This is a genomic window from Pseudomonas sp. GL_117 (assembly GCF_057835125.1).
Window position 1 is genome coordinate 807,501 of the sequence record NZ_CM174418.1, and the last position, 23,374, is coordinate 830,874.

The window sequence follows — 23,374 nt, forward strand, 5'->3', positions numbered from 1 at the left end:
TTGAAGAAGACGATAAAGAAGCAGCCCGAAATTGGGTCTGTAGCTCAGTTGGTTAGAGCGCACCCCTGATAAGGGTGAGGTCGGCAGTTCGAATCTGCCCAGACCCACCAATTTTGTGTGGGAAACGCCTGTAGAAATACGGGGCCATAGCTCAGCTGGGAGAGCGCCTGCCTTGCACGCAGGAGGTCAACGGTTCGATCCCGTTTGGCTCCACCACTACTGTTTCTGTTTGTTGAAAGCTTAGAAATGAGCATTCCATCGTGACGATGGTGAATGTTGATTTCTAGTCTTTGATTAGATCGTTCTTTAAAAATTTGGGTATGTGATAGAAAGATAGACTGAACGTTACTTTCACTGGTAACGGATCAGGCTAAGGTAAAATTTGTGAGTTCTCTTAGTTGAGAAATTCGAATTTTCGGCGAATGTTGTCTTCACAGTATAACCAGATTGCTTGGGGTTATATGGTCAAGTGAAGAAGCGCATACGGTGGATGCCTTGGCAGTCAGAGGCGATGAAAGACGTGGTAGCCTGCGAAAAGCTTCGGGGAGTCGGCAAACAGACTTTGATCCGGAGATGTCTGAATGGGGGAACCCAGCCATCATAAGATGGTTATCTTGTACTGAATACATAGGTGCAAGAGGCGAACCAGGGGAACTGAAACATCTAAGTACCCTGAGGAAAAGAAATCAACCGAGATTCCCTTAGTAGTGGCGAGCGAACGGGGACTAGCCCTTAAGTGGCTTTGAGATTAGCGGAACGCTCTGGAAAGTGCGGCCATAGTGGGTGATAGCCCTGTACGCGAAAATCTCTTAGTCATGAAATCGAGTAGGACGGAGCACGAGAAACTTTGTCTGAATATGGGGGGACCATCCTCCAAGGCTAAATACTACTGACTGACCGATAGTGAACTAGTACCGTGAGGGAAAGGCGAAAAGAACCCCGGAGAGGGGAGTGAAATAGATCCTGAAACCGTATGCGTACAAGCAGTGGGAGCAGACTTTGTTCTGTGACTGCGTACCTTTTGTATAATGGGTCAGCGACTTATTTTCAGTGGCGAGCTTAACCGAATAGGGGAGGCGTAGCGAAAGCGAGTCTTAATAGGGCGTCTAGTCGCTGGGAATAGACCCGAAACCGGGCGATCTATCCATGGGCAGGTTGAAGGTTGGGTAACACTAACTGGAGGACCGAACCGACTACCGTTGAAAAGTTAGCGGATGACCTGTGGATCGGAGTGAAAGGCTAATCAAGCTCGGAGATAGCTGGTTCTCCTCGAAAGCTATTTAGGTAGCGCCTCATGTATCACTGTAGGGGGTAGAGCACTGTTTCGGCTAGGGGGTCATCCCGACTTACCAAACCGATGCAAACTCCGAATACCTACAAGTGCCGAGCATGGGAGACACACGGCGGGTGCTAACGTCCGTCGTGAAAAGGGAAACAACCCAGACCGTCAGCTAAGGTCCCAAAGTTATGGTTAAGTGGGAAACGATGTGGGAAGGCTTAGACAGCTAGGAGGTTGGCTTAGAAGCAGCCACCCTTTAAAGAAAGCGTAATAGCTCACTAGTCGAGTCGGCCTGCGCGGAAGATGTAACGGGGCTCAAACCATACACCGAAGCTACGGGTATCACGTAAGTGATGCGGTAGAGGAGCGTTCTGTAAGCCTGTGAAGGTGAGTTGAGAAGCTTGCTGGAGGTATCAGAAGTGCGAATGCTGACATGAGTAACGACAATGGGTGTGAAAAACACCCACGCCGAAAGACCAAGGTTTCCTGCGCAACGTTAATCGACGCAGGGTTAGTCGGTCCCTAAGGCGAGGCTGAAAAGCGTAGTCGATGGAAAACAGGTTAATATTCCTGTACTTCTGGTTATTGCGATGGAGGGACGGAGAAGGCTAGGCCAGCTTGGCGTTGGTTGTCCAAGTTTAAGGTGGTAGGCTGAGATCTTAGGTAAATCCGGGATCTTAAGGCCGAGAGCTGATGACGAGTTAACTTTTAGTTAACGAAGTGGTTGATGCCATGCTTCCAAGAAAAGCTTCTAAGCTTCAGGTAACCAGGAACCGTACCCCAAACCGACACAGGTGGTTGGGTAGAGAATACCAAGGCGCTTGAGAGAACTCGGGTGAAGGAACTAGGCAAAATGGCACCGTAACTTCGGGAGAAGGTGCGCCGGTGAGGGTGAAGGACTTGCTCCGTAAGCTCATGCCGGTCGAAGATACCAGGCCGCTGCGACTGTTTATTAAAAACACAGCACTCTGCAAACACGAAAGTGGACGTATAGGGTGTGACGCCTGCCCGGTGCCGGAAGGTTAATTGATGGGGTTAGCTAACGCGAAGCTCTTGATCGAAGCCCCGGTAAACGGCGGCCGTAACTATAACGGTCCTAAGGTAGCGAAATTCCTTGTCGGGTAAGTTCCGACCTGCACGAATGGCGTAACGATGGCGGCGCTGTCTCCACCCGAGACTCAGTGAAATTGAAATCGCTGTGAAGATGCAGTGTATCCGCGGCTAGACGGAAAGACCCCGTGAACCTTTACTATAGCTTTGCACTGGACTTTGAATTTGCTTGTGTAGGATAGGTGGGAGGCTTTGAAGCGTGGACGCCAGTTCGCGTGGAGCCATCCTTGAAATACCACCCTGGCAACTTTGAGGTTCTAACTCAGGTCCGTTATCCGGATCGAGGACAGTGTATGGTGGGTAGTTTGACTGGGGCGGTCTCCTCCTAAAGAGTAACGGAGGAGTACGAAGGTGCGCTCAGACCGGTCGGAAATCGGTCGTAGAGTATAAAGGCAAAAGCGCGCTTGACTGCGAGACAGACACGTCGAGCAGGTACGAAAGTAGGTCTTAGTGATCCGGTGGTTCTGTATGGAAGGGCCATCGCTCAACGGATAAAAGGTACTCCGGGGATAACAGGCTGATACCGCCCAAGAGTTCATATCGACGGCGGTGTTTGGCACCTCGATGTCGGCTCATCACATCCTGGGGCTGAAGCCGGTCCCAAGGGTATGGCTGTTCGCCATTTAAAGTGGTACGCGAGCTGGGTTTAGAACGTCGTGAGACAGTTCGGTCCCTATCTGCCGTGGACGTTTGAGATTTGAGAGGGGCTGCTCCTAGTACGAGAGGACCGGAGTGGACGAACCTCTGGTGTTCCGGTTGTCACGCCAGTGGCATTGCCGGGTAGCTATGTTCGGAATAGATAACCGCTGAAAGCATCTAAGCGGGAAACTAGCCTCAAGATGAGATCTCACTGGAACCTTGAGTTCCCTGAAGGGCCGTCGAAGACTACGACGTTGATAGGTTGGGTGTGTAAGCGCTGTGAGGCGTTGAGCTAACCAATACTAATTGCCCGTGAGGCTTGACCATATAACACCCAAGCAATTTGCGTCGAAAGGCCAGATTGCGGTGTGTGAAGACGAAATAAACCGAAAGTTCGACGCTCACAAAACACCGAAAGCTATCACATACCCAATTTGCTGAAGCGAGGCACAAGCCACGACTCAGTACCCGAATTTCTTGACGACCATAGAGCATTGGAACCACCTGATCCCATCCCGAACTCAGCAGTGAAACGATGCATCGCCGATGGTAGTGTGGGGTTTCCCCATGTGAGAGTAGGTCATCGTCAAGATTAAATTCCGAAACCCCATTTGCGAAAGCAGATGGGGTTTTGTTTTGGGCGGTCGAAAAGCAATTAAGCCCCGACAAATTTGCACAGTTATTTCTGAACCAGACCACTAGAATAGGCACCTAACCATTTTTAGAGTCAGAGCCCTATCTATGTCTGATCCGGTTGATACCCTTGAGGTGTCGGATTTACCACTGGACGACCTGGTGGCATGCCATGAGTGCGACTTGCTGATGCGCAAGCCAGCACTCGCCCTGGGCGAAAAAGCCCAATGCCCCCGCTGCGGCTACGAGTTGTACGCCCATCGCCATAATGTCGTTGAACGCAGCCTCGCCTTGGTGCTCGCCGCGCTGTTGCTGTACATCCCGGCGAACTTTTTACCGATCATGCAGCTCAATCTACTTGGGCAAACCTCTGAAGATACCGTCTGGAGCGGCGTCGTCGGCCTGTTCGATACCGGCATGCAAGGCGTCGCCGTCGTCGTCTTCCTGTGCAGCATGGGGATTCCCTTGCTCAAGCTGCTCTGCCAGTTGGCAGTCCTGCTCAGCATTCGCTGGAACATCGGTCGCAGCTACGGACTGCTGCTCTACCGTATCTATCACCACATGAAAGACTGGGGAATGCTGGAGGTCTACCTGATGGGTGTCTTGGTCGCGATTGTAAAACTCGCCGACATGGCCTCCATCACCGTCGGCCTGGGACTGGTCTGTTTCGTCAGCCTATTAATGGTTCAGGTACTACTTGAGGTGGTGATGTCGCCGCACCAGATCTGGCAAGCGCTGTCAGGAGAGGATGATCATGCGGGCGATTGATGCAGGCATTCTGATTTGTACCGAATGCCATGAGTTGAACAAACAAGACTCGGACACCGATGAACAAATCTGCACCCGTTGCGGCGCGCTGATCCACGCCCGTCGCCCGAACAGCCTCGCGCGTACGTGGGCGCTGCTGATCACGGCCGCTATCTTGTACATTCCCGCTAATCTGTTGCCGATCATGACCATCAACTCCCTCGGCCAGGGCGACCCGAGCACCATCATGGCCGGCGTGATCCAACTGATGCAGCACGGCATGTTCCCCATTGCCGCCGTGGTGTTCATCGCCAGTATCCTGGTGCCGACGTTCAAGCTGGTCGGCATCGGTCTGCTACTGTTCTCGGTGCAGCGTCACCAGCCACTGTCCGCGCGACAGCGCATTGTGATGTACCGCTTTATCGAGTTCATTGGCCGTTGGTCCATGTTGGATATTTTCGTGATCGCCATCCTGGTGGCGGTTGTAAACTTTGGGCGGCTTGCCAGTGTCGAGGCCAATCTCGGCGCTGCGGCGTTCGCCAGTGTGGTGATCTTGACGATGCTTGCCGCAGTAACTTTTGATCCCCGACTGATTTGGGATAACACGGAGTCGGACGACGACCATGAGTGATTTGCCTAAAGCTAAAACCCGCCCGGCCTCCAACTGGTCGGCCATTTGGGTGCTTCCCCTGATTGCCCTGATCATCGGCGGCTGGCTGGGGTGGCGCGCCTATACCCAGCAGGGCATCGACATCCAGGTGCGCTTTGAAAGCGGCGAAGGTATCCAGGTCAACAAAACCGAAGTGGTCTACAAAGGTATGACCGTGGGCAAGGTCAAGGCCTTGGCCTTGGACGACGAAGGCAGTAATCGCGGGGTGATCGCCACCATCGAGATGAATAAGGACGTCGATCAGTACCTCAAGACCAACACCCGTTTCTGGCTGGTCAAGCCAAGCGTCAGCCTCGCCGGTATCACCGGTCTGGAGACCCTGGTTTCGGGCAACTACATCGCCGCCAGCCCGGGTGACGGTGAGCCCACACGCAAATTCAAGGCGCTCTCTGAAGAACCACCGCTATCGGACGCCAAGCCCGGCCTGCACCTGACGATCAAAGCCGACCGCCTCGGCTCATTGAACCGAGGCAGCCCGGTGTTCTACAAGCAGATCCAGGTCGGCCAAGTCAAAAGCTACCTGCTCTCCGAGGACCAGAGCACCGTCGAAATCAAGGTCTACATCGAACCGACCTACGCCAGCCTGGTGCGCAAACACACGCGTTTCTGGAACGCCAGCGGCATCAGCATCGACGCCAACCTCTCCGGCGTGAAGGTGCGTAGCGAGTCGCTCTCCAGCATCGTCGCCGGCGGCATTGCCTTCGCTACCCCAGAGAACCGCAAGGACAGCCCGCCGACCGACCCGAGCCTGCCTTTCCGTTTGTACGAAGATTTTGACGCCGCCGCTGCCGGCATCAAGGTCAAGGTCAAGCTCACCGACTTCGAAGGCTTGCAGGCTGGTCGCACGCCGGTGATGTACAAAGGTATCCAGGTCGGCAGCCTGAAGACCCTGAAGATCGACCCGTCCCTGTCCAGTGCCAACGCCGAACTGACCCTCGACCCGCTGGCCGAAGACTATCTGGTGCAAGACACCCAATTCTGGGTAGTCAAACCGTCGATCTCCCTGGCCGGTATCACGGGCCTTGAAGCCTTGGTCAAAGGCAACTACATCGCCATCCGCCCCGGCGACAAAGGCAGCGCGCCGCAACGCGAATTCGTCGCGCGTGCCAAGGCGCCGCCGCTGGACCTGCGCTCACCGGGCCTTCACATGGTGCTGTTCACCGACAACCTCGGCTCCCTGGACGTGGGCAGTCCGATTCTATACAAGCAGGTCAAGGTCGGTTCGGTGCAGAGCTACCAGTTCTCGCGCAAGAACAAACAACTGGTGATCGGCGTACACATCGAGAAGGAATACGAAAACCTGGTCAACGGTTCCACGCGTTTCTGGAACGCCAGCGGCGTTACCCTGACCGGCGGCCTCACTGGTGGAATCCAGGTCAAGAGTGAGTCCCTGGCCAGCCTGATGGCCGGTGGCATTGCCTTCGAAACCCCGGAGCAGAACGTACCGCTGAAAAAACGCATTCCGCGTTTCCGCCTGTTCACCGACCGTGAGGCGGCCAATCAACACGGCACCTTGGTAACCATCAAGGTCGACCGTGCCGATGGCATGCGCCCAGGCACCCCAGTGCGTTTCAAAGGCCTGGATGTGGGCAAGATCGAAAGCGTCGACCTCAGCGCAGACATGCAGTCGGTGCTGCTCAGCGCGCGCATTACCCAAGTGGCGGATCGCATTGCGCGCGTCGGCAGCCAGTTCTGGGTGGTCAAACCTGAGCTGGGCCTGATGAAAACCTCCAACCTGGAAACCCTGGTCACCGGCCAATACATCGAAGTCCAGCCTGCAGTGAAGAACGCCGGCCCGCAAAAAAGCTTCGTGGCCTTGGACCAACCGCCAGAAGTCGTTCATCAAGAGGCCGGCCTGAGCCTCACCCTCAGCGCCGCCCGCCGTGGTTCGCTGAAGGAAGGCGTGCCAGTGACGTACCGTGAAGTGACGGTGGGTAAAGTCACCGGTTACGAACTGGGCCAGACCGCCGACCGCGTGCTGATCCACATTCTGATCGAGCCCAAGTACGCGCCACTGGTGCGCAGCGGCAGCCGTTTCTGGAACACCAGCGGCTTTGGTCTGGACTTCGGCCTGTTCAAGGGCGCGACGGTGCGAACCGAATCCCTGGAGACCCTGGTCGCCGGTGGTATCGCCTTCGCCACGCCAGACGGCGAGCGCATGGGCAATGCCGCGCTGGCACGGCAGACCTTCCCGCTGTTCGACAAGTTCGAGGATGAATGGCTGACCTGGGCACCGAAGATTCCACTCGGCAAGTAGGCCGAGGCGCGGTCTTCGCGAGCAAGCCCGCTCCTACACCCGACCGCTTTCCAAAGGATGGACTCGGTCAAATGTGGGAGCGGGCTTGCCCGCGAAGAGGCCCGCACAGCCAATACAAAAAAAGGCCCCTGGATTCACACCCAGGGGCCTTTTCATTTCAGCTGAAAAAATCAGACCTCATCCAACTCCGGCTCATCGGCCTGCACATTCAGCGTCGCCTTCACCACATCGTGGCGACGGATGTACTTCCAATCCGCCTCGTCGATATAGATCCCGTTCGGCCCGCTGCCACCTTCCAGGTCAATCGCCACCTGGGCGGAAACCTGTGGCTTCACACTGGCCAGGATCGGCACAAAGCCCAACTGCAGACTGGTTTCCAGCAGCGCCGCCTGGTTCTTCTCATCGATGTCCGCCGCCTCGTCGAGGTAGTACGGTAAACGCACGCGCCCGGCCTGGTCGCGGTCCATCAAGTGCAGCAACAAATACATGTTGGTCAGCGCCTTGATGGTCATGGTGGTGCCGTTGGACGCCGCGCCATCGATGTCGGTGTGAATCACCGGCTGGCCATGCACCTTGGTGATCTCGAACGCCAGCTCGAACAAATCCTTGAGGCCCAACTGGTTATGGTTGGCGGCCACGAGGCGGGCCAGGTATTCCTTGGCCTCTTCGTTCTTGTTGTCTTGCTCGGCGCTCTGGCTCAGGTCGAACACCGACAGGGTTTCGCCTTCTTCATACTGACCGGCACTGTGGATGATCTGGTCGATATGCTTGAGCGCTTCCTTGTTCGGCGCCAGCACGATGCGGAAGCTCTGCAGGTTGGAGACCTGACGCTTGTTGATCTCGCGGTTGAACAACGCCAGTTGATGCTCAAGGCTGTCGTAGTCGCTGCGGATATTGCGCAGGGTCCGCGCAATATCGGTAACCGCCGCACGCCGCGCCTTGCCCAGGGTCAGCGCTTCATCGGTACGGTGCGCATAGGCGTTGATCAGCAGTTGCAGGCGACGCTCGACGTCATCCTCACTGTCGAACTTGGCGACGCCCTTGAGGCGCACCTGGGCATACAGCGCCTCGATCTGGCCATCGGCGCGCAGCAAGCCTTGCCAGCTGTCCTGATAGTCATTGAGCAGCGGCAACAGGTTGTCCATGGAATCGTCGACCGGGTCCATGAACGGAGTGCCGAACGGCAAGTCCGCCGGCAACAACTGGCGACGACGCAGCGCGTCATCCAGCGTGCGTTGCTTGGCTTCCATATCGCCGATCTGACGACCGACCAATTGCAGCTTGGCCGACAGTTGCTGTACCCGTTCGGTAAACGCATCGCTGGAGCGTTTCAACTCATCCTGCGCCGCTTCCATCTGCGCCAGGTTTTCCAGCTTCTCGCCTTCTTCCGCGCTCAGGGTCTGTGCGCGGCGGAAGTCTTCCAGGGCTTTCTGCGCATCCAGTACTTGCTGGTACAGCGCTTCGGTCTGGGTCTTGCTCGCCGCACGGTCGGAGGCCACGGCCTGCTGGGTTTTCAGTTGCTTGAGTTCTTTTTCCAGACGCTCTTTCTGGTCGCGCAACGCGGCGCGATCCGCCAGGGCCTGCAATGCCGGCGGTTCGATATGGGAGATGTCGATGGACAGCCCCGGCACTTCAAAGCGTTCACCCTTGAAGCCATCGAGGATCTGCTCCAGGGACTTGACCCACTGACCCTCCTCGTCCAGCGTGATGCCATGCTCGCCCAATGGCAGGCTGAACAACGAACTGTTGAACAGACGCATCAGACGCTCAACATCTTGCTGTGAGAATTCTTCGCGCAACTTGGCGTAGCTGTTGTTATCCGCGTGATCGAGCTGCTGCTTGACCGACTTCAAGCGCTTTTCCAGCTCGCGCAGGCGTTCGTCCAGATCCTCGGCGCTGAACTGCCGCGACTGCGCCAGGGCGCCCGCCAGTTCATCGTGGGCATCCTTGGCCGCGAGCAATTGCTGCTCCAGCACCTTCACATCATCGACCAGCGCAAAGCGATGCTTGAGCACCGACAGCTCGCCCAGCCAACGCTGGATACCACTGATTTCCCGCTCCAGGCGCATCAGCTCCTGGGTGCCGCCGCGCTGATCGTTCTGCAACGCGTCCTGTTCGCTGCGGTAGTGCTCGGCCTGGATGGTCAGCTCTTCCTTGCGCGCACTGGCGTAGTCCGACCAAGTGCCCAGCAACGAGTCCAGCAACGGTGACAGGCGATGCAGCTTGCCGCGCAATACATCGCGTTGGCGAACACCATTGGACAACGCCTCGACCAGCGGCCCGGCGGCGACCAGCGAGTTGTAGTCCTGCTCCATGCGTCGCACATCGCGGAAGGCTTCTTCGCACGCGGCGATGTAATCCACGCTGCCGGAACGCAGGCTGTGTTCGAAGGCATCGAGGAACAATTGCTTGAGCTTGGCCGCGGTGATTTCGCGCATGTGCAGCAGGTTGATAAACAGCGCGCGGAAGGTCTTCAGGCTCTGCTCGCTGGTGGAGCGCAGCGGAATCAGGGTCAGGTCCAGGGGGATCGACGTGTGGCCGCCCACCAGCAAGCGGCGTAGTTCATCGGGCTTGAGTTCGTAGGCTTTCAGGCCTTCGCGCTCCAGGTTGGTGAACAGTTCTTTCTGTCGCAGGCAGGTGTCGTTTTTCTGGTAGTGCGCCAGGTCCAGCTTGCCGGCGTAGGCAAAGAACTGGTGCCCGAAACCACCGCCCGGGCCGCGACCGACCACGCCGATCACATGCGGGCCGTGGGGCAGGGACACTTCCACGAGGATGTAGCTGGTGTCGGTGGCGAAGTAGAAGCGCCGCGATTGTTCCAGGGTGTACTTGCCGAAGCTCATGTCTGACATGCGCGCCAGAATCGGGAACTGCAAGGCGTTGATCGACGCGGATTTACCCAGGTTGTTCGCGCCGTATACCGACAGCGGCTCTTCCAGCGGGAACAATCCCAGGCTGTAACCGGCGGTGTTCAATAGGGCGAAGCGGCGGATGCCGTAGCGTTCCTTACTCATGCGTCGGTCTCCTGTTCTTCGGCAATGGCACGGGCCAGCGCGTCTTCTTCGCTTTCTTCGGCAAAGTCGCTCAAGTCCAGCGGGTCATCGGTTTTCAGCAATTTCTCGTCGCTGTCTTCATCGATGATCACCGGCGCCGGCAGTGGCAATACGCTGTGGATGCTGGCCGCGAGGTCACGGTCCTGCTGCACCGACAGGCACACGTCGAGGAAACGGTGCATCGGCGGCAGGAAGCGATAGATGCCGTTGTCTTCGCTGGCAAAACCCAGCTGGGTCATGCGGCGCATGATCTTTTCTTCGAGTTCTTCCTGGGTCTGCACTTCGGCCTGGATAAACAGGTCACGGTACTTCTCCAGCAGCGACGGCAGTTCATCGCGGCCCAGGCTGCCACCGTCGAGCACGGCAATCGGGTCGCGGCCCTGGTCGGCCAAATGTTCGACGATGATGAAGGTGAACAACGCCAGGCGCTGCGCGGTCTTGTTGACCTGCGCGGCGGCCACGGCGGTGTCTGGCACGAAGTAGTAGAAGCCCCGCGTGTCGCACACCAGCTCAAAGCCCAGGGCCTTGAACAGCGTGCGGTACTGGTCCTGGAAGTTCGACAGTTGGGCGTACAGCTCCGGGTCGCGGCGGCTGACGTGGTAACCCTTGAACAGCTCGCGAAAGATCGGCGCCAGCTGGGACAGTTCGGATAGATCAAGATGCATGAGGTGTACTCGCAGAATGCTCGGCGGCGTCAGTACTGGCCGGGAGCAGGGCGAAGGAGCGCAGGCTGACCTGGTGCTCGGTGGTGTGGTAGTCGCGGCGTTCCAGGCGTTCGCGCTTGAAGCGTTTTTCGCGGGACAGGCGCGAGAACCAGTACAGCAATTCGTCGGTGGCGCCGTCCGGTTCCTGCTCCAGCAGCCAGGTCATCAGGTCCGGCATCGGCAACGCGTCTTCGCAGCGCTCGAGCATTTCCTTGACCGTGCGCGGTGCACGTTGGGCGTCGCCCTTGTGGGATTTGTGCGCCTTGGGGAAGCGCGCCGGTTTCGGCTCGAAATTCGCCAGGGCGTACACATAAGCCTCCACCTGGCTGGCACTGCCGAGGAAGGTGCTTTGCGGGCGGGTGAACATCGGCATCGCCGCCTGCGGCACGGCGTCCAGGCCCTTGCGGCGGATCGCTGACAGCGCCAGCGCCGCACCGCGGGTCACGGCGTTGTGCCGACGGGCTTCTTCGCGCAGTGGCAGCAGCAGCTCGCGCGCATGGCGCAAGGTCAGTTGGGCGCTGGTCTGCATTTCCAGGATGCGTGCGTGGGTGCGCAGCAGCATGTCGTCGTCCACCAGGTGGCCGAGACGCTGTTGCTCGGTGAGCAGGCGCAACAGCACGTTCTCGACCTTGCGCACGCCCTGTTCGAAGGCGCCATCGGCGTTCACCAGTTGGATCATCGGCTCGACGTATTCGTCCCAGGTCGCCAGGACCTCGGCATAACGCTGGCGCAACGGAATCTGCCGGTCGCTGGTCTTGGCGCGATCGGCTACGGCGGCGAGGGCCTGTTCGTCGTTGGCGAGCTTTTTCAGCACGTCCCGCACGCGCATATCCAGCAGGCGCAGTTGGCGGGCGAGGTCGTGGCCATCACGGATGTCGAAAGCGTCCTGGATGTACCCGGCCAGGCGTTCGAGATGGCGCAGGTAGGCTTCGATTTCCAGGCACAGGCCAAGCCGGTGCTCCTTGCGAAGATAAGCCAGGAAGTCGTGGATCTGCGCGTTGAGCTCGAAACGGTTCGGGCTTTTGGCGACAGGCACCAGGATGTCCAGGCGAATCCACACGTCCAGCAGGCTGGTGATGTCCTGTGGCGTGCTGTCCAGTTGTTGGGCGGCCAGTTGTGCGCGCAGCTCGGCAAGGCTCAGGGTGCCTTGGTCGAAGTGTTCGCACAGTGGCTCAAGTAAGGCCCAGTGTTCGGCGAGGGCGCGCAGGACGCGCTTGGGTTCGATCATGGGAATGGCCGGCTGGTTGGCGATGAAAAGTCGCGATTGTACTGCATCAGGCCGGGGATTTATCCACAGCCGGTCAGTACGCAGTGGGCGATTGTTGCCGAACAACGGTAGAATCGCCGCTCTTTAGTTATCCACAAGTGGCCGAGCTGTGCTTATCGAGTCCCGACGTCGCGCTTACTTGACCGCCATGCAGGTGGTCAACTGGCTGCCCCGCACCGAACTGCCGTTTGCCGCGCCGTCGCGGCCCGAGCTGCTGGAAGCGCTTGAGCCCTACGAGGCATTCGAGTCTTCGGGCGAGGAGGCGGCTGCGCCGGTGGCGCTGGTCAAGCCCGAAGCGCCCGTGCGGCCTGCGGTGGAGCGTGCCAAGGTCGAAGTGCCGCGCCCGTCGCCGGTGACCAAGGCGGTGGCGGCCGAAGCGCCTGCACCGGTGGTCAGGGCCCCGGTAGCGCCGCCGCCGCGTTTCGCCCTGCAACTGCTGCGGGCCGGGCGCTGCCTGCTGCTGGTGGAACTGCCCACCGGCGAACGTTTCCAGACCCGCGACCCGGCCTACATGCTGCTCAAGGACATGCTGCGCGCCGCCGGCCTGCCCGACAGCCCGCAGATCGTCGGCGAGCCGGTACGCTGGCCGCTGCTGGTACGCGGCACCATGGACCAGGGCCCGGAAGCCGCGCGTGATTTTGTGCAAGGTTTTGTCTCGGCGCGCCTGGAAGACGAGCCCTGTGTGTGCCTGTGGCTGATCGGCCTGCCCGCCGTGCGTTTTGCCGGCGAAGCCAATGCCGAAGCCTGGTATCGCGAGCTGCAGGTCGAAGGCCTGGGCTCGGTATGGGCCCTGCCGGGCCTGGAATTATTAATGGAAGAGCCACAGCGTAAGGCTGATGTCTGGCAAGCCATGCGCCGGCTGATGGCGCGCTGGAAAACAACTGATGAGTGAGGCTTTATCCTTCCGCCCGATGACCGAGGCCGACCTCGACGCCGTGCTGAAAATCGAATACGCAGCGTTCAGCCATCCCTGGACCCGTGGGATCTTTCTTGACGGGCTGGGCAAGTACCAGATCTGGTTGATGTTCGAAGGCGAGCAGCAGGTGGGGCACGGCGTGGTGCAGATCATCCTTGATGAAGCGCATTTGCTGAATATCACCGTCAAGCCGGAAAACCAGGGCCGTGGCCTGGGCCTGGCGCTGCTGGAACACCTGATGTCGCGGGCGTATGCAGCCAGTGCGCGGGAGTGTTTCCTGGAGGTGCGCGACAGCAATACCGGCGCGTTTCGTCTGTACGAGCGTTATGGCTTCAACGAAATCGGCCGTCGCCGCGATTACTACCCCGCAGTGGGTGGGCGTGAGGACGCCGTTGTCATGGCCTGCACCCTGGTCGACTGAACACGACCCTCCAATGTGGAAGCGGGCTTGCTCGCGAAGGCGGCGGGTCAGTCGATGAATCGGTTGACTGACACTCCCTCTTCGCAAGCAAGCCCGCTCCCACATGGGTAACTGCGGTGTGTCAGCGATTACCGTCTATTGGTTCGCGTTCGGCCTCATCCAGCCGATTCCCCGCGTCAATCCCGTCCTCATCGACAATGCTCAAGTCGTAATCCGCCAGATTGCCCTTGTCATCTTCAACAGGCTCTGTAGGGCGTCGTGATTCAGTCATGGCCAATCCTCATACTGTGGGGCTTATAGTGTGTGGACAGGCGCACCACCCCAAAGATTCAAGCTTATTTGCGCCAGGCGTGACCCGGACGGGGGGTTGTCAGTCACAAAACTGCGCACCATTCCTGAGGCTTTCCCTGATGAACGAACTACAAGACCTGCTTGATAACAACGAACGCTGGGCGGATGCGATCAAACAGGAAGATCCCGAATTCTTCGCCAAGCTCGCCCGCCAGCAAACCCCGGAATACCTATGGATTGGTTGCTCCGACGCGCGCGTGCCGGCCAACGAGATTGTCGGCATGTTGCCGGGCGACCTGTTCGTCCACCGCAACGTGGCCAACGTGGTGCTGCACACCGACCTCAACTGCCTGTCGGTGATCCAGTACGCGGTGGACGTGCTCAAGGTCAAACACATCCTCGTCACCGGCCACTATGGCTGCGGCGGCGTGCGGGCGTCGATGCAAGACCGCCAGTTCGGCCTGATCGACGGCTGGCTGCGCACCATTCGTGACCTGTACTACGAAAACCGCGACGTGCTGGCCCAGTTGCCCACCGAGGAAGAGCGCGTGGATCGCATGTGCGAGCTGAACGTGATCCAGCAGGTGGCCAACGTCGGTCACACCAGCATCGTGCAAAACGCCTGGCACCGTGGGCAGAGCCTGTCGATCCATGGCTGCATCTATGGCATCAAGGATGGTCGCTGGAAGAGCTTGAACACCACCATCAGTGGTTTCGAGCAGTTGCCGCCGCAATATCGCCTGCGTCCGTTGGGCGAAGCCTAAGGTCGCTTGCGTTCGCGCCATTGGGCCATGAACGCCTGGCCTTCGGCGTTCAGCGGCTCATTGCGCCCGGTGATCCAGCCGCGGCAGTTCAACTCGCCACATTGGCAGGCGAACTGCCGGTACAACACGTCCTCGGTGTTGGCGTAATCCATCGTCAAGCACTCGCCGGCCGCAATTTCCTGCAAGGTCCAGACTTCCAGGTAATGCAAATCGAGGAATACGTTCGGTTTGCAGGAGTGCGAGATCAGCCCGCAAAACCAGCAGTCGTACAGGTGGATGCGTGAAGACAGCTGCAAGGTATGCAGGCGTCGTTCGCTCAGGGCGTAGCCTGAGAGCTTGGCAATGCGTACACGACTGTCAAAGGCCACACGAGCCTTGATCCCGGCCGCTGTGCCATCTGCGTCGTGCACCACCTCGAACAGCTCGGTCGAGGGGTAGCCCGTGCCGAGGTGGGACTTGAAGGGGTAAAGGCAGTCGCTCGCAACGGTTTTAGCCTTATCCATGGCGCGAGTTTTCATAACTCTCCTGGGTTCGGCTGCATCGACCTGCGGGTAGTGGCTGACTTCCAGTCTTGCAGCGGATGGGTGCGCTCCAAGCCTCGCTCAACTTGGATCGGATTTCTACTGTCAACTTTGACAGTAGAAATCCCCCGTTGCCGGTACGACTTACAGCGCCGGCACCGTGATAGTAGGCGTTGGGGCGGGGTTCTTGAGCAGGCGCAGTTGCGCCTTGGTCGTCGGCGTGGCGCATTGGGCGTTGGCTTTTTCCGGGGTCAAGCCGCGCACGGAGGTGTAGAACAACTCGCAGGTCTGCTCCTTGCGCGTGACCTGCCAGGTGTTCATGCACGCCTTGAGCAACACATTCGGATCGCTCGCGGGCTTTTGCCCCATGCCCGCCTGCCAGCAGGCGGCGCTCAAGTCCTGGCCCATGACCTTCAAACCCGCTTCGTCGGCCTTCTGCTCGTTGCCGTCATAGGTCGCAGGATCGGCCGCGTACCAGATGTAGCTCGGGTGGTTGGCGCCCAGCACCGCAACGGTTTCGCCGGCTTGCGGGCTGATCTGGGCCAGGCCCAGCACGGCCACGCTCTGCCCGTATTGTTGCTTGATCCAATTGCGCACCGGAGCGCCGAACGCCACCATCGGCAACGACCCTTTGGGCGACAGGCTCAGTTCCTTGACCATGCGCGTCTGATAATCGGTGAAGTAGCTGTAGACGCCTTCCAGATCCTTGCCGGCATTGGACGGCGCGGCGATCGGCGCGATGTCGATGATGGTCTGGTAGGCCGGCGTTTCGGTGGCCGGGATACCGTTGTCGGTGAGCAGCGCGGCCCAGCGGTCGGTGGTACTGGATTCCAGGTAATCCTGGGCCTGGGTCAGCGAGTAGTCCGGCGGGAAGTGCAGCAGCTCGATGCTCTTGCGGTTTTCCAGGGCCATGCCCAGCGGCAGGAACAAATACCAGTTGTAGGCCCACTTGCCGTCGCTGTTGAGCTTGCTGGCGCCTTGGTAGGCCAGGTCGGCGGTGTTGAGTAACGTCTTTAGGGGCTGGCCGTAATCTTCGGGTACACCGCTGAAGGTCGCGACAACCTGGCCGTCGTGGTTCTTCACGCTGACCTTGGCCCTGCTGTAACCGTCCCGTTGCAGGCTCTGGTTCAGATAATGCTCGGCCGTCTGCTCCAGCGACCAGGGCCGAAAACAGATCACGTTGCAGTTATTGGGGAACGCGAACAGCTGAGTGACACGTTGCGTGCTGCCCAGCGGTACTTCGACGTCGGCCTGTACGACCGCACTGGCCATCAGTGCGGCCAGGGTGAGGGACAACCTGGTCGGTTTGAACATGTGTGATTCCTTGTCAGCGAAAGCCCGTCTGCGCGGGATGAAAGCCCACTCCCACACAGTAGCGGCTGACCAGGAAAACCGCGTGCTAAATCGCCGGGCATGTCGTTATTGGATAAGAAAACCTACAGGTTGAACTGCAAGGCGTTGCTCAAGTCACCCATGGGCTTCTGGCCGCGGGCGATCATGGCGTCATCACGCTGCTTGAGGCCATCGAGGGTTTCCAGCTGGAACACCCGGGTGATCAGGCGCAGGATCGACGCCGTGTCGTACACCGTGTGATCCACCGTGCCCTTGCGTGCAAACGGCGACACCACCAACGCCGGAATCCGCGTGCCAGGGCCCCAGCGGTCACCCTTGGGCGGCGCGACGTGGTCCCACCAGCCGCCGTTTTCATCGACGGTGACGACCACTACCATGTTTTTCCACTGCGGGCTCTCTTGCAGCACCTTCAAGGCGCGGGCGATATGGCGGTCGCCGGAGGCTATGTCGGCGTAACCGGCGTGCATGTTCAGGTTGCCCTGGGGTTTGTAGAAGGTCACGGCAGGCAGCTTGCCGGCCTGGGCGTCGGCGAAAAACCTGTTGGTGCTCGACTCATCGCCCAAACCGCCATCACGCAGGCGCTTGTCCCGTTCGGCACGGTTTTGCGGCCCTTGTTGCTTGAAGTAGTTGAACGGCTGGTGGTGATACTGGAAGTTCGGGATCTTGGGGATACCCCCCGAGTCCTTGAACTGGTCCAGCGTCGCCTGCCATGCACCGGCATACCAGGCCCAGTCGACGTTCTTTTTCGACAGCTTGTCGCCGATGTGTTCGTGGGTTTGCGGCACCAGCACGTTGGGCAGGTCGGCCTTGGCGTAGTCCGGGTTTTGCGGGTCGCGAATCCAGGTCGGCCAGTAGGGCGGGGCGAGGGTGTTGACCCCATAACCGTCCGGGGTCAGTGCGCTGGGGCCGAACTGCGGCGCGCCGGTCATGGCGCTGGCCGGGGACTTGTCCAGGGGCTTGAGGCGTGTGTCGGTGGGGTCATCGCTTTGCAGGGTGGCGATCTGTGCCTTGGCCACCGACTGCGCGGCGTTCGGGTAAAACGGCGCGGTGGCGCTGATCAGGTACTGGTGGTTGAGGAACGAGCCACCAAACGCGCCCTGGAAGAAGTTATCGCAGAGCACAAACTCCTTGGCCACGTCCCACAGGCGCAGGGAATAACGGCTCTGGGCGTAATACCCCATCACCAGCCCGCCGGAATCGCCCCAGGCGACAAAGTTGTCGTTCTTGCCGCCATTGATCTGCATCTGGTTCTGGTAGAACACGTGCCACAAGTCGCGGGTCACCAGGCCCAAGGGCAGGTCTTCAGCGTTCGGGCCCTTGAGGGCGAACGGCGCATTGGGCAGGCCCTGCTGGAATTGCACTTCGCTGGGGTACGTCACCCCGTCGACGCTTTGCGGGCCGACTTGCAACACGCCGCCCCAGACCGCAGGCAGGGTGGTCAGCAGGCTGCCGTCGCGGTCGCGTTGCTGCGCGTCGGCAGGCTTGAGCGCCGACAGCGGTTTCTCAACGCCGGGGAAATCTGCAAACAGGTTGTTGAAGCTGCGGTTCTCGGCGTAGATCACCACCACGGTTTTCACCTGGTCGTGCAAGGCCTTGTCCAGCTCCTGCGGTGTAAGTGGTCGCGCCGTCGGCTTGCCCGGGGCCTCGCTGGGATTGCCGCAGGCACTCAAGGTCGCGCCAACCCCCAGCACCGCCGCGCCCCCCAGGAAGCGCCGACGGCTGCTGTCTACTGGCGCTTGGGCGGTGGAATCGGGGGAGGGGCGGTCTTCGTGCTCATCACTCATTGCGGGAGTCCTTGCTGGCGAGATGTTGCAAGATATTTCGCAGGACGGTAGCAATGCAATGTGACGGAACGAAGACAGGGGGTTACGTCAGAAGGTCACAGCAGGCGCAGTGCCAGTTGGCTGCCGGCGCGCAAATACTCCACCTGGGCCGTCAGTGCATCCTTGACGATTGCCTCGCCGGTGTCGGTCAGCTTGGCTTTTTTGGCGTCGATGACACTGGTCTGCAATAGCTGCATCGTCACGTCCATCGCTTTCTGGAAGGCCGTCACGTTGTTGTGCAGGCCAAACTCCTTGATAACGGCCGCCATGCGGCGATCAGCATCGTCGCGCAGGGCCCTGTACTCGACGAACGAAACGTTGTCGTCCTTGTAAATATCGTTGATCAACTCTTCCAGTGATTTGGACAGGGGCGTCATCGGATTTTCCTTGGTGGTTCGTGAGAGGGAAGCCGAGTCAGGTTAATCAAAGGTGCTGGCGAAAGGAGTCAGGGGAGGGCATCGTCTGAAGTAGGACAACCCCACGCGTCTAATCAGAAAGGTGTTGCGTCACGCCGCAAGCCAGAAGCCCGCCATTTGAAGTGCGCTGCCAACCTTGCGACTGCGCCCATCGGCAAGGGAATGCAGTTATCTCCATCGATCCATGGGGAAAACAAATACATCTTGCGCGATTGCCATCATCCCGCCCAGCTCATAACCTGCACGCCATTTTGTTTGTCTGCCGAGCCTCACCATGACTGCCATCCTTTCCTCCCAGGCGCAGCGTTTTTCCCGCTCCGACTACAAAACCCTGGGCCTGGCCGCCCTGGGCGGCGCCTTGGAGATCTACGATTTCATCATCTTCGTATTCTTCGCGCTGACCCTCAGCCAACTGTTTTTCCCGCCAGAAATGCCCGAATGGCTGCGCCTGCTGCAAAGTTTCGGAATTTTCGTCACCGGCTACCTGGCGCGTCCGCTGGGCGGCATCTTGATGGCACATTTCGCCGACCACCTGGGACGCAAGCGCGTATTCAGCTTGAGCATCCTGATGATGGCGCTGCCGTGCCTGCTGATCGGGATCATGCCGACTTACGCGCAAATCGGTTATTTCGCACCGCTGATCCTGCTGTTTCTACGGGTGCTCCAAGGTGCCGCCGTGGGCGGCGAAGTGCCCAGTGCCTGGACCTTCGTCGCGGAACACGCGCCGCCCCATCACCGTGGCTACGCGTTGGGTTTCCTGCAAGCCGGGCTGACTTTCGGCTACCTGCTTGGGGCGCTGACCGCCACACTGCTGGCGCAAATATTCACGCCTGCCGAGATCCTCGACTACGCCTGGCGTTTCCCCTTCCTGCTCGGCGGCGTGTTCGGCGTGATCGGGGTGTGGCTGCGCCGCTGGCTCAGCGAAACCCCGGTGTTCCTCGAAATGCAGGCCCGCCGCCATGCCGCCGCCGAACTGCCGCTGCGTACCGTGCTGCGTGACCATCGCGCCGTGCTGCTGCCGGCGATGATCCTCACCTGCGTGCTCACCTCCGCCGTGGTCGTCCTCGTCGTCATCACCCCGACCATGATGCAGAAAACCTTCGGCATGAGTCCCAGCCATACCTTTGCATTGAGCGCGCTGGGCATCGTCTTCCTCAACATCGGCTGCGTCCTCGCCGGTCTGCTGGTGGACCGCATCGGTGCCTGGCGCGCAGTGCTGGTCTACAGCCTGCTGCTGCCAGTGGGCATTGCCGTGCTGTATGCCAGCCTGATCAACGGCGGCATCTGGCTCGGCGCTGCGTACGCCGTGGCGGGCTTGAGTTGCGGGGTGGTCGGCGCGGTGCCGTCGGTGATGGTCGGCTTGTTTCCGGCGCCGGTGCGGGTCTCGGGGATCTCCTTTACCTACAACATTGCCTACGCGCTGTGGGCAAGCACCACGCCGCTGCTGTTGATTGCACTGATGCCGACGAGCCCGTGGATTTGCGTGGGCTATTGCGTGGTGATGGGGGCGGTGGGCGTGGGGAGTGTGGCGCTGTTCGGTAAGCGCCACACCTTGGCGAGCTGAGGATCAGGTCAGAAAGTGCCAGAGCAGTAGCGTACCGATCAAACCGACAACGGACACAATCGTCTGCAACACCGACCACACCCAAATCGTCTGTTTCAACTGCAACCCGAAATACTCGCGCACCATCCAGAACCCGGCGTCGTTCACATGACAAAAGAACACCGAGCCCGCGCCAATCGCCAGCGCTACCAGTGAGCTCTGTGTCGCCGCCAACCCCGCCATCATCGGCGCGAGAATTCCCGCCGTGGTGGTCGTGGCAACCGTCGCCGAGCCGGTGGCCTGACGCAACGCCACGGCGATCAGCCAGGCCAGCAGCAGGTACGGCATTTGCGCACCTTCGGCGACCTTGCTGATGGTCTGGCTCACGCCCGCATCCAGCAGGGTTTGCTTGAGGCCGCCGCCGGCGCCGATGGTCAGCAGCAATACGGCGATGGGCGCGAGGGCTTTGCGCAGGGTGTTCATGTGCCGTTTTGGTGCGACCTGCTGCCCCCGCCCAAAGTGCCAGCCCAGAGCCATTGCTGTCGGATTTGTAATCTTGTCTCCACCGCCCTGATAAGTCGTGAGCGCTACATTCCAGCCGCTTGTACTTCATGGGCGTGGAGCTCTCGTTATGCCAATTTCCGTTAAACATCTGCTGGGGGCGACGTTGTTGTGGGTGGCTGCCAATACGGCCCAAGCGCAAACCCTCACCCTCGATTCCGCCTTGCAGAATGCCTTCGCCAACCACCCTGACCTCGCCGCTGCGCAGTGGGACATCAACATCGCCGAGGGCGGCCGCCAGCAGGCCGCGCTGATACCCAACCCCGTGCTTTCCGTGGATGCCGAAGACACCCGCCGTGACACGCGCACCACCAGCGTCAAACTCAGCCAGACCCTGGAGTTGGGCGGCAAGCGCGGCGCGCGTATCGATGTGGCCACTCGCGCTCAGGACGCCGCCGCACTGACCCTGGAACAGCGCCGCAACACCCTGCGCGCCGACGTGATCGACAGTTACTACGGCGCCCTGCGCGCCCAGGAGCGCCTTGACCTCGCGCAGCGCTCCCTGAAGCTGGCCGAACGTGGCCTGGTGGTCGCCAACGGTCGCGTGACGGCGGGCAAAACCTCGCCGGTGGAAGCCACCCGCGCCCAGGTGCAAGTGTCGCAAATCCGCCTTGAATTCAACCGTGCACAGATGGGCCTCAACGATGCCTATCGCCGCCTGGCCGCCAGCACTGGCAGCGCCGTCGTCGATTTCCAGGGCGTCGCCACGCAAAAACTGCCGTTGCCTCCCGCCGCCCAGTTGCTGGCGCGCCTTGAACAGACGGCCGAACTGCGCCTGGCCGAATTGCAGATCCTGCACAGCGAAGCCAGCGTCGGCCTGGAAAAAGCCCAGCGCATCCCCGACCTCGACGTGTCCATCGGCAGCCAATACGACGCTGGCGCGCGTGAGCGGGTCAACCTGGTCGGCCTGTCGATGCCGCTCCCGCTGTTCAACCGCAACCAGGGCAACGTGCTCGCCGCCAGTCGTCGCGCCGACCAGGCCCGCGACCTGCGCAACGCCACCGAACTGCGCCTGCGCACCGAAACCCGCCAGGCCCTGGACCTGTGGCAAACCGCCGATAGCGAAGTGCGCACGTTCAACCAGCAGATCCTGCCCGCCGCCCAAAGCGCGGTGGACAGCGCCACCCGTGGTTTCGAGATGGGCAAGTTCAACTTCCTCGATGTCCTCGACGCCCAGCGCACGCTGATTGCCGCTCGCACCCAATACCTCGCCGCCACCGCCCAGGCCACGGAGGCCTGGGTGCGCATCGAACGGATCTACGGCGACCTCACCCGTCTTTGATTTTTCCTGGAGCTTTCTATGAACCACAAACATGGCGTAGCGCTCGCCGTCGCCTTGAGCCTGCTGCTGTGCAGTGTTGCCAAGGCCGCTGAAGAAGAAGGCGAACTTGAACTCACCGAGCAGCAGATCCAGGCCGCCGGCATTCAACTGGCCCAGGCCCAACCGCGCTCGCTCAGCACGCTGCTGACCGTGCCGGCAGAGGTGCGTTTCGACGAGGACCGCACCTCGCACATCGTCCCGCGTACGGCGGGCGTGGTGGAGTCGGTGCAGGTCAACCTCGGCCAGTCGGTAAAAAAGGGTGAGCTGTTGGCAGTGATCGCCAGCCAGCAGATTTCCGACCTGCGCAGTGAACTGGCCGCCAGCCAACGCCGGGTCGAACTGGCCCGCACCACCTTCCAGCGTGAGCGTCAGTTGTGGCAGGACAAAATCTCTGCCGAACAGGACTACCTGCTGGCACGCCAAACCCTACAGGAAGCCGAAATCGCCCTGAACAACGCCCGTCAGAAGATGAGCGCCCTGAGTGGCAGCGCCGTACTCGTCGGAGGAAATCGCTACGAATTGCGCGCGCCATTTGCCGGTGTGGTGGTGGAAAAACACCTCGGCGTCGGCGAGGTGGTCAGCGAAACCAGCAACGCCTTCACCCTGTCGGACCTGTCCCAGGTGTGGGTCACCTTTGGAGTGTTTCCCAAAGACCTGAACAAGGTCCGCGTCGGCAAACCCGTCAAGGTCAGCTCCAGCGAAATGGGCACCGAAGTCCGTGGCACCGTGGCCTACGTCGGTAATCTGCTCGGCGAACAGACGCGCACCGCCACCGTTCGCGTCAGCGTGCCGAACCCCGACGATGCCTGGCGCCCCGGCTTGTTTGTCAGCGTGCAACTGGCCACCGAGAGCTTCCAGGCGCCGGTCAGCGTGCCCGAGGCGGCGATCCAGACCGTCGAGGACAAACCCTCGGTGTTCGAGCGCACCGAACACGGGTTCGTCACCCGCCATCTTGAACTTGGTGTAAGCGAAAACGGCTACGTCGAAGTGCGAAAAGGCCTGGAAGCCGGTGCGCAAGTGGCGACGGTTGGCAGCTTCATCCTCAAGTCCGAGCTGGGCAAGGGCTCCGCCGAGCACGCCCATTGATC

At 60.0% G+C, this 23,374-nt stretch carries 17 protein-coding genes, 2 tRNA genes, 2 rRNA genes and 1 pseudogene; 13 read left to right on the forward strand and 9 right to left on the reverse strand.

From position 1 onward, the window contains the following. Positions 1-33 precede the first annotated feature (33 nt). The 7 genes from AC3ISR_RS03405 to AC3ISR_RS03435 all read left to right on the forward strand — a co-directional run bounded on the left by AC3ISR_RS03405 (position 34) and on the right by AC3ISR_RS03435 (position 7,335). A tRNA-Ile gene (locus tag AC3ISR_RS03405) sits at positions 34-110 on the forward strand. Between the two features lie 30 nt (positions 111-140). Continuing rightward, positions 141-216, forward strand: a tRNA-Ala gene (locus AC3ISR_RS03410). 247 nt (positions 217-463) lie between these two features. Beyond that, positions 464-3,355: ribosomal RNA gene (locus AC3ISR_RS03415) — 23S ribosomal RNA — on the forward strand. A gap of 149 nt (positions 3,356-3,504) precedes the next feature. Further along, a 5S ribosomal RNA gene (gene rrf, locus AC3ISR_RS03420) occupies positions 3,505-3,620 on the forward strand. A 149-nt stretch (positions 3,621-3,769) separates the two neighbouring features. Next, the gene (locus tag AC3ISR_RS03425; protein ID WP_192301268.1) at positions 3,770-4,429 is read left to right on the forward strand and encodes a paraquat-inducible protein A; all 660 of its coding nucleotides are present in this window, start codon (positions 3,770-3,772) and stop codon (positions 4,427-4,429) included. Continuing rightward, positions 4,416-5,039 carry a paraquat-inducible protein A gene (locus tag AC3ISR_RS03430; RefSeq protein ID WP_489324579.1) on the forward strand — a complete coding sequence of 208 codons (624 nt, stop codon included), beginning with the start codon at positions 4,416-4,418 and terminating at the stop codon, positions 5,037-5,039. The genes AC3ISR_RS03425 and AC3ISR_RS03430 overlap by 14 nt, the downstream gene beginning before the upstream one ends. Then, a complete protein-coding gene (locus AC3ISR_RS03435) occupies positions 5,032-7,335 on the forward strand; it encodes a PqiB family protein (protein WP_192301270.1) in 2,304 nt (767 codons plus the stop codon). The genes AC3ISR_RS03430 and AC3ISR_RS03435 overlap by 8 nt, the downstream gene beginning before the upstream one ends. Positions 7,336-7,505: 170 nt before the next feature. Here the strand turns inward: AC3ISR_RS03435 and mksF are convergent, their stop codons facing one another. The 3 genes from mksF to mksB are packed head-to-tail and all read right to left on the reverse strand — an operon-like array spanning position 7,506 to position 12,317. Further along, the gene (gene mksF, locus AC3ISR_RS03440; protein ID WP_192297831.1) at positions 7,506-10,346 is read right to left on the reverse strand and encodes an Mks condensin complex protein MksF; all 2,841 of its coding nucleotides are present in this window, start codon (positions 10,344-10,346) and stop codon (positions 7,506-7,508) included. Next, positions 10,343-11,050, reverse strand: coding sequence for an Mks condensin complex protein MksE (gene mksE, locus AC3ISR_RS03445; protein ID WP_192297830.1), 708 nt, complete (start codon positions 11,048-11,050; stop codon positions 10,343-10,345). Before mksE ends, mksF begins: the two co-directional genes overlap by 4 nt. Continuing rightward, entirely contained in the window at positions 11,040-12,317 is a 1,278-nt protein-coding gene (gene mksB / locus AC3ISR_RS03450) for an Mks condensin complex protein MksB (protein ID WP_192297829.1), read from the reverse strand. The genes mksE and mksB overlap by 11 nt, the downstream gene beginning before the upstream one ends. Positions 12,318-12,504: 187 nt before the next feature. On the opposite strand from mksB, the gene AC3ISR_RS03455 reads away from it, so the two are divergent. Next, positions 12,505-13,248: an energy transducer TonB gene (locus AC3ISR_RS03455; protein WP_463984585.1), complete on the forward strand. Its 744-nt coding sequence runs from the start codon at positions 12,505-12,507 to the stop codon at positions 13,246-13,248. Further along, positions 13,241-13,693 (forward strand): ribosomal protein S18-alanine N-acetyltransferase, encoded by a 453-nt coding sequence (rimI, locus tag AC3ISR_RS03460; protein ID WP_005784514.1) that lies wholly within the window; start codon positions 13,241-13,243, stop codon positions 13,691-13,693. Before AC3ISR_RS03455 ends, rimI begins: the two co-directional genes overlap by 8 nt. A 121-nt stretch (positions 13,694-13,814) precedes the next feature. On the opposite strand, the gene AC3ISR_RS03465 is transcribed toward rimI, so the two are convergent. Continuing rightward, entirely contained in the window at positions 13,815-13,964 is a 150-nt protein-coding gene (locus AC3ISR_RS03465; RefSeq protein ID WP_192297828.1) for a hypothetical protein, read from the reverse strand. A 139-nt stretch (positions 13,965-14,103) separates the two neighbouring features. On the opposite strand from AC3ISR_RS03465, the gene can reads away from it, so the two are divergent. Beyond that, entirely contained in the window at positions 14,104-14,748 is a 645-nt protein-coding gene (can, locus tag AC3ISR_RS03470; RefSeq protein WP_003188288.1) for a carbonate dehydratase, read from the forward strand. On the opposite strand, the gene AC3ISR_RS03475 is transcribed toward can, so the two are convergent. The 4 genes from AC3ISR_RS03475 to AC3ISR_RS03490 form a co-directional block, all read right to left on the reverse strand. Next, positions 14,745-15,266: an SET domain-containing protein-lysine N-methyltransferase gene (locus AC3ISR_RS03475; protein ID WP_192297827.1), complete on the reverse strand. Its 522-nt coding sequence runs from the start codon at positions 15,264-15,266 to the stop codon at positions 14,745-14,747. The two genes, can and AC3ISR_RS03475, sit on opposite strands and share 4 nt — an antisense overlap. A gap of 147 nt (positions 15,267-15,413) precedes the next feature. Then, positions 15,414-16,583 (reverse strand): hypothetical protein, encoded by a 1,170-nt coding sequence (locus tag AC3ISR_RS03480; protein WP_192297826.1) that lies wholly within the window; start codon positions 16,581-16,583, stop codon positions 15,414-15,416. 122 nt (positions 16,584-16,705) lie between these two features. Next, on the reverse strand, positions 16,706-18,406 hold the full coding sequence (locus AC3ISR_RS03485; protein WP_192297825.1) for an acid phosphatase: 1,701 nt from the start codon (positions 18,404-18,406) through the stop codon (positions 16,706-16,708). Between the two features lie 95 nt (positions 18,407-18,501). Beyond that, complete coding sequence (locus AC3ISR_RS03490) at positions 18,502-18,822, reverse strand: hypothetical protein (RefSeq protein WP_192297824.1); 321 nt, start codon at positions 18,820-18,822, stop codon at positions 18,502-18,504. A gap of 313 nt (positions 18,823-19,135) precedes the next feature. Between AC3ISR_RS03490 and AC3ISR_RS03495 the strand changes: the two genes are divergently transcribed. Then, entirely contained in the window at positions 19,136-20,425 is a 1,290-nt protein-coding gene (locus AC3ISR_RS03495) for an MFS transporter (protein ID WP_192297823.1), read from the forward strand. Positions 20,426-20,428: 3 nt separating this feature from the next. On the opposite strand, the pseudogene AC3ISR_RS03500 reads toward AC3ISR_RS03495, so the two are convergent. After that, positions 20,429-20,941 (reverse strand): annotated as a pseudogene (locus AC3ISR_RS03500) (GntT/GntP/DsdX family permease); the annotation flags it as partial. A gap of 94 nt (positions 20,942-21,035) precedes the next feature. Between AC3ISR_RS03500 and AC3ISR_RS03505 the strand changes: the two are divergent. Together AC3ISR_RS03505 and AC3ISR_RS03510 are read left to right on the forward strand one after the other, a co-directional pair. Continuing rightward, the gene (locus AC3ISR_RS03505; RefSeq protein ID WP_463984560.1) at positions 21,036-22,247 is read left to right on the forward strand and encodes a TolC family protein; all 1,212 of its coding nucleotides are present in this window, start codon (positions 21,036-21,038) and stop codon (positions 22,245-22,247) included. Between the two features lie 18 nt (positions 22,248-22,265). Continuing rightward, entirely contained in the window at positions 22,266-23,372 is a 1,107-nt protein-coding gene (locus AC3ISR_RS03510; RefSeq protein ID WP_192297821.1) for an efflux RND transporter periplasmic adaptor subunit, read from the forward strand. The last annotated feature ends 2 nt before the right edge of the window (positions 23,373-23,374 follow it).

What these genes read in the sequence shown, in the direction of transcription:
- AC3ISR_RS03490 (WP_192297824.1), bottom strand. Translation starts at nt 18,822, where the DNA reads ATGACGCCCCTGTCCAAATCACTGGAAGAGTTGATCAACGATATTTAC.
- AC3ISR_RS03495 (WP_192297823.1), top strand. Translation starts at nt 19,136, where the DNA reads ATGACTGCCATCCTTTCCTCCCAGGCGCAGCGTTTTTCCCGCTCCGAC.
- mksF (WP_192297831.1), bottom strand. Translation starts at nt 10,346, where the DNA reads ATGAGTAAGGAACGCTACGGCATCCGCCGCTTCGCCCTATTGAACACC.
- AC3ISR_RS03430 (WP_489324579.1), top strand. Translation starts at nt 4,416, where the DNA reads ATGCGGGCGATTGATGCAGGCATTCTGATTTGTACCGAATGCCATGAG.
- rimI (WP_005784514.1), top strand. Translation starts at nt 13,241, where the DNA reads ATGAGTGAGGCTTTATCCTTCCGCCCGATGACCGAGGCCGACCTCGAC.
- mksE (WP_192297830.1), bottom strand. Translation starts at nt 11,050, where the DNA reads ATGCATCTTGATCTATCCGAACTGTCCCAGCTGGCGCCGATCTTTCGC.
- AC3ISR_RS03480 (WP_192297826.1), bottom strand. Translation starts at nt 16,583, where the DNA reads ATGTTCAAACCGACCAGGTTGTCCCTCACCCTGGCCGCACTGATGGCC.
- AC3ISR_RS03425 (WP_192301268.1), top strand. Translation starts at nt 3,770, where the DNA reads ATGTCTGATCCGGTTGATACCCTTGAGGTGTCGGATTTACCACTGGAC.
- AC3ISR_RS03465 (WP_192297828.1), bottom strand. Translation starts at nt 13,964, where the DNA reads ATGACTGAATCACGACGCCCTACAGAGCCTGTTGAAGATGACAAGGGC.
- AC3ISR_RS03510 (WP_192297821.1), top strand. Translation starts at nt 22,266, where the DNA reads ATGAACCACAAACATGGCGTAGCGCTCGCCGTCGCCTTGAGCCTGCTG.
- mksB (WP_192297829.1), bottom strand. Translation starts at nt 12,317, where the DNA reads ATGATCGAACCCAAGCGCGTCCTGCGCGCCCTCGCCGAACACTGGGCC.
- can (WP_003188288.1), top strand. Translation starts at nt 14,104, where the DNA reads ATGAACGAACTACAAGACCTGCTTGATAACAACGAACGCTGGGCGGAT.
- AC3ISR_RS03475 (WP_192297827.1), bottom strand. Translation starts at nt 15,266, where the DNA reads ATGAAAACTCGCGCCATGGATAAGGCTAAAACCGTTGCGAGCGACTGC.
- AC3ISR_RS03435 (WP_192301270.1), top strand. Translation starts at nt 5,032, where the DNA reads ATGAGTGATTTGCCTAAAGCTAAAACCCGCCCGGCCTCCAACTGGTCG.
- AC3ISR_RS03505 (WP_463984560.1), top strand. Translation starts at nt 21,036, where the DNA reads ATGCCAATTTCCGTTAAACATCTGCTGGGGGCGACGTTGTTGTGGGTG.
- AC3ISR_RS03485 (WP_192297825.1), bottom strand. Translation starts at nt 18,406, where the DNA reads ATGAGTGATGAGCACGAAGACCGCCCCTCCCCCGATTCCACCGCCCAA.
- AC3ISR_RS03455 (WP_463984585.1), top strand. Translation starts at nt 12,505, where the DNA reads ATGCAGGTGGTCAACTGGCTGCCCCGCACCGAACTGCCGTTTGCCGCG.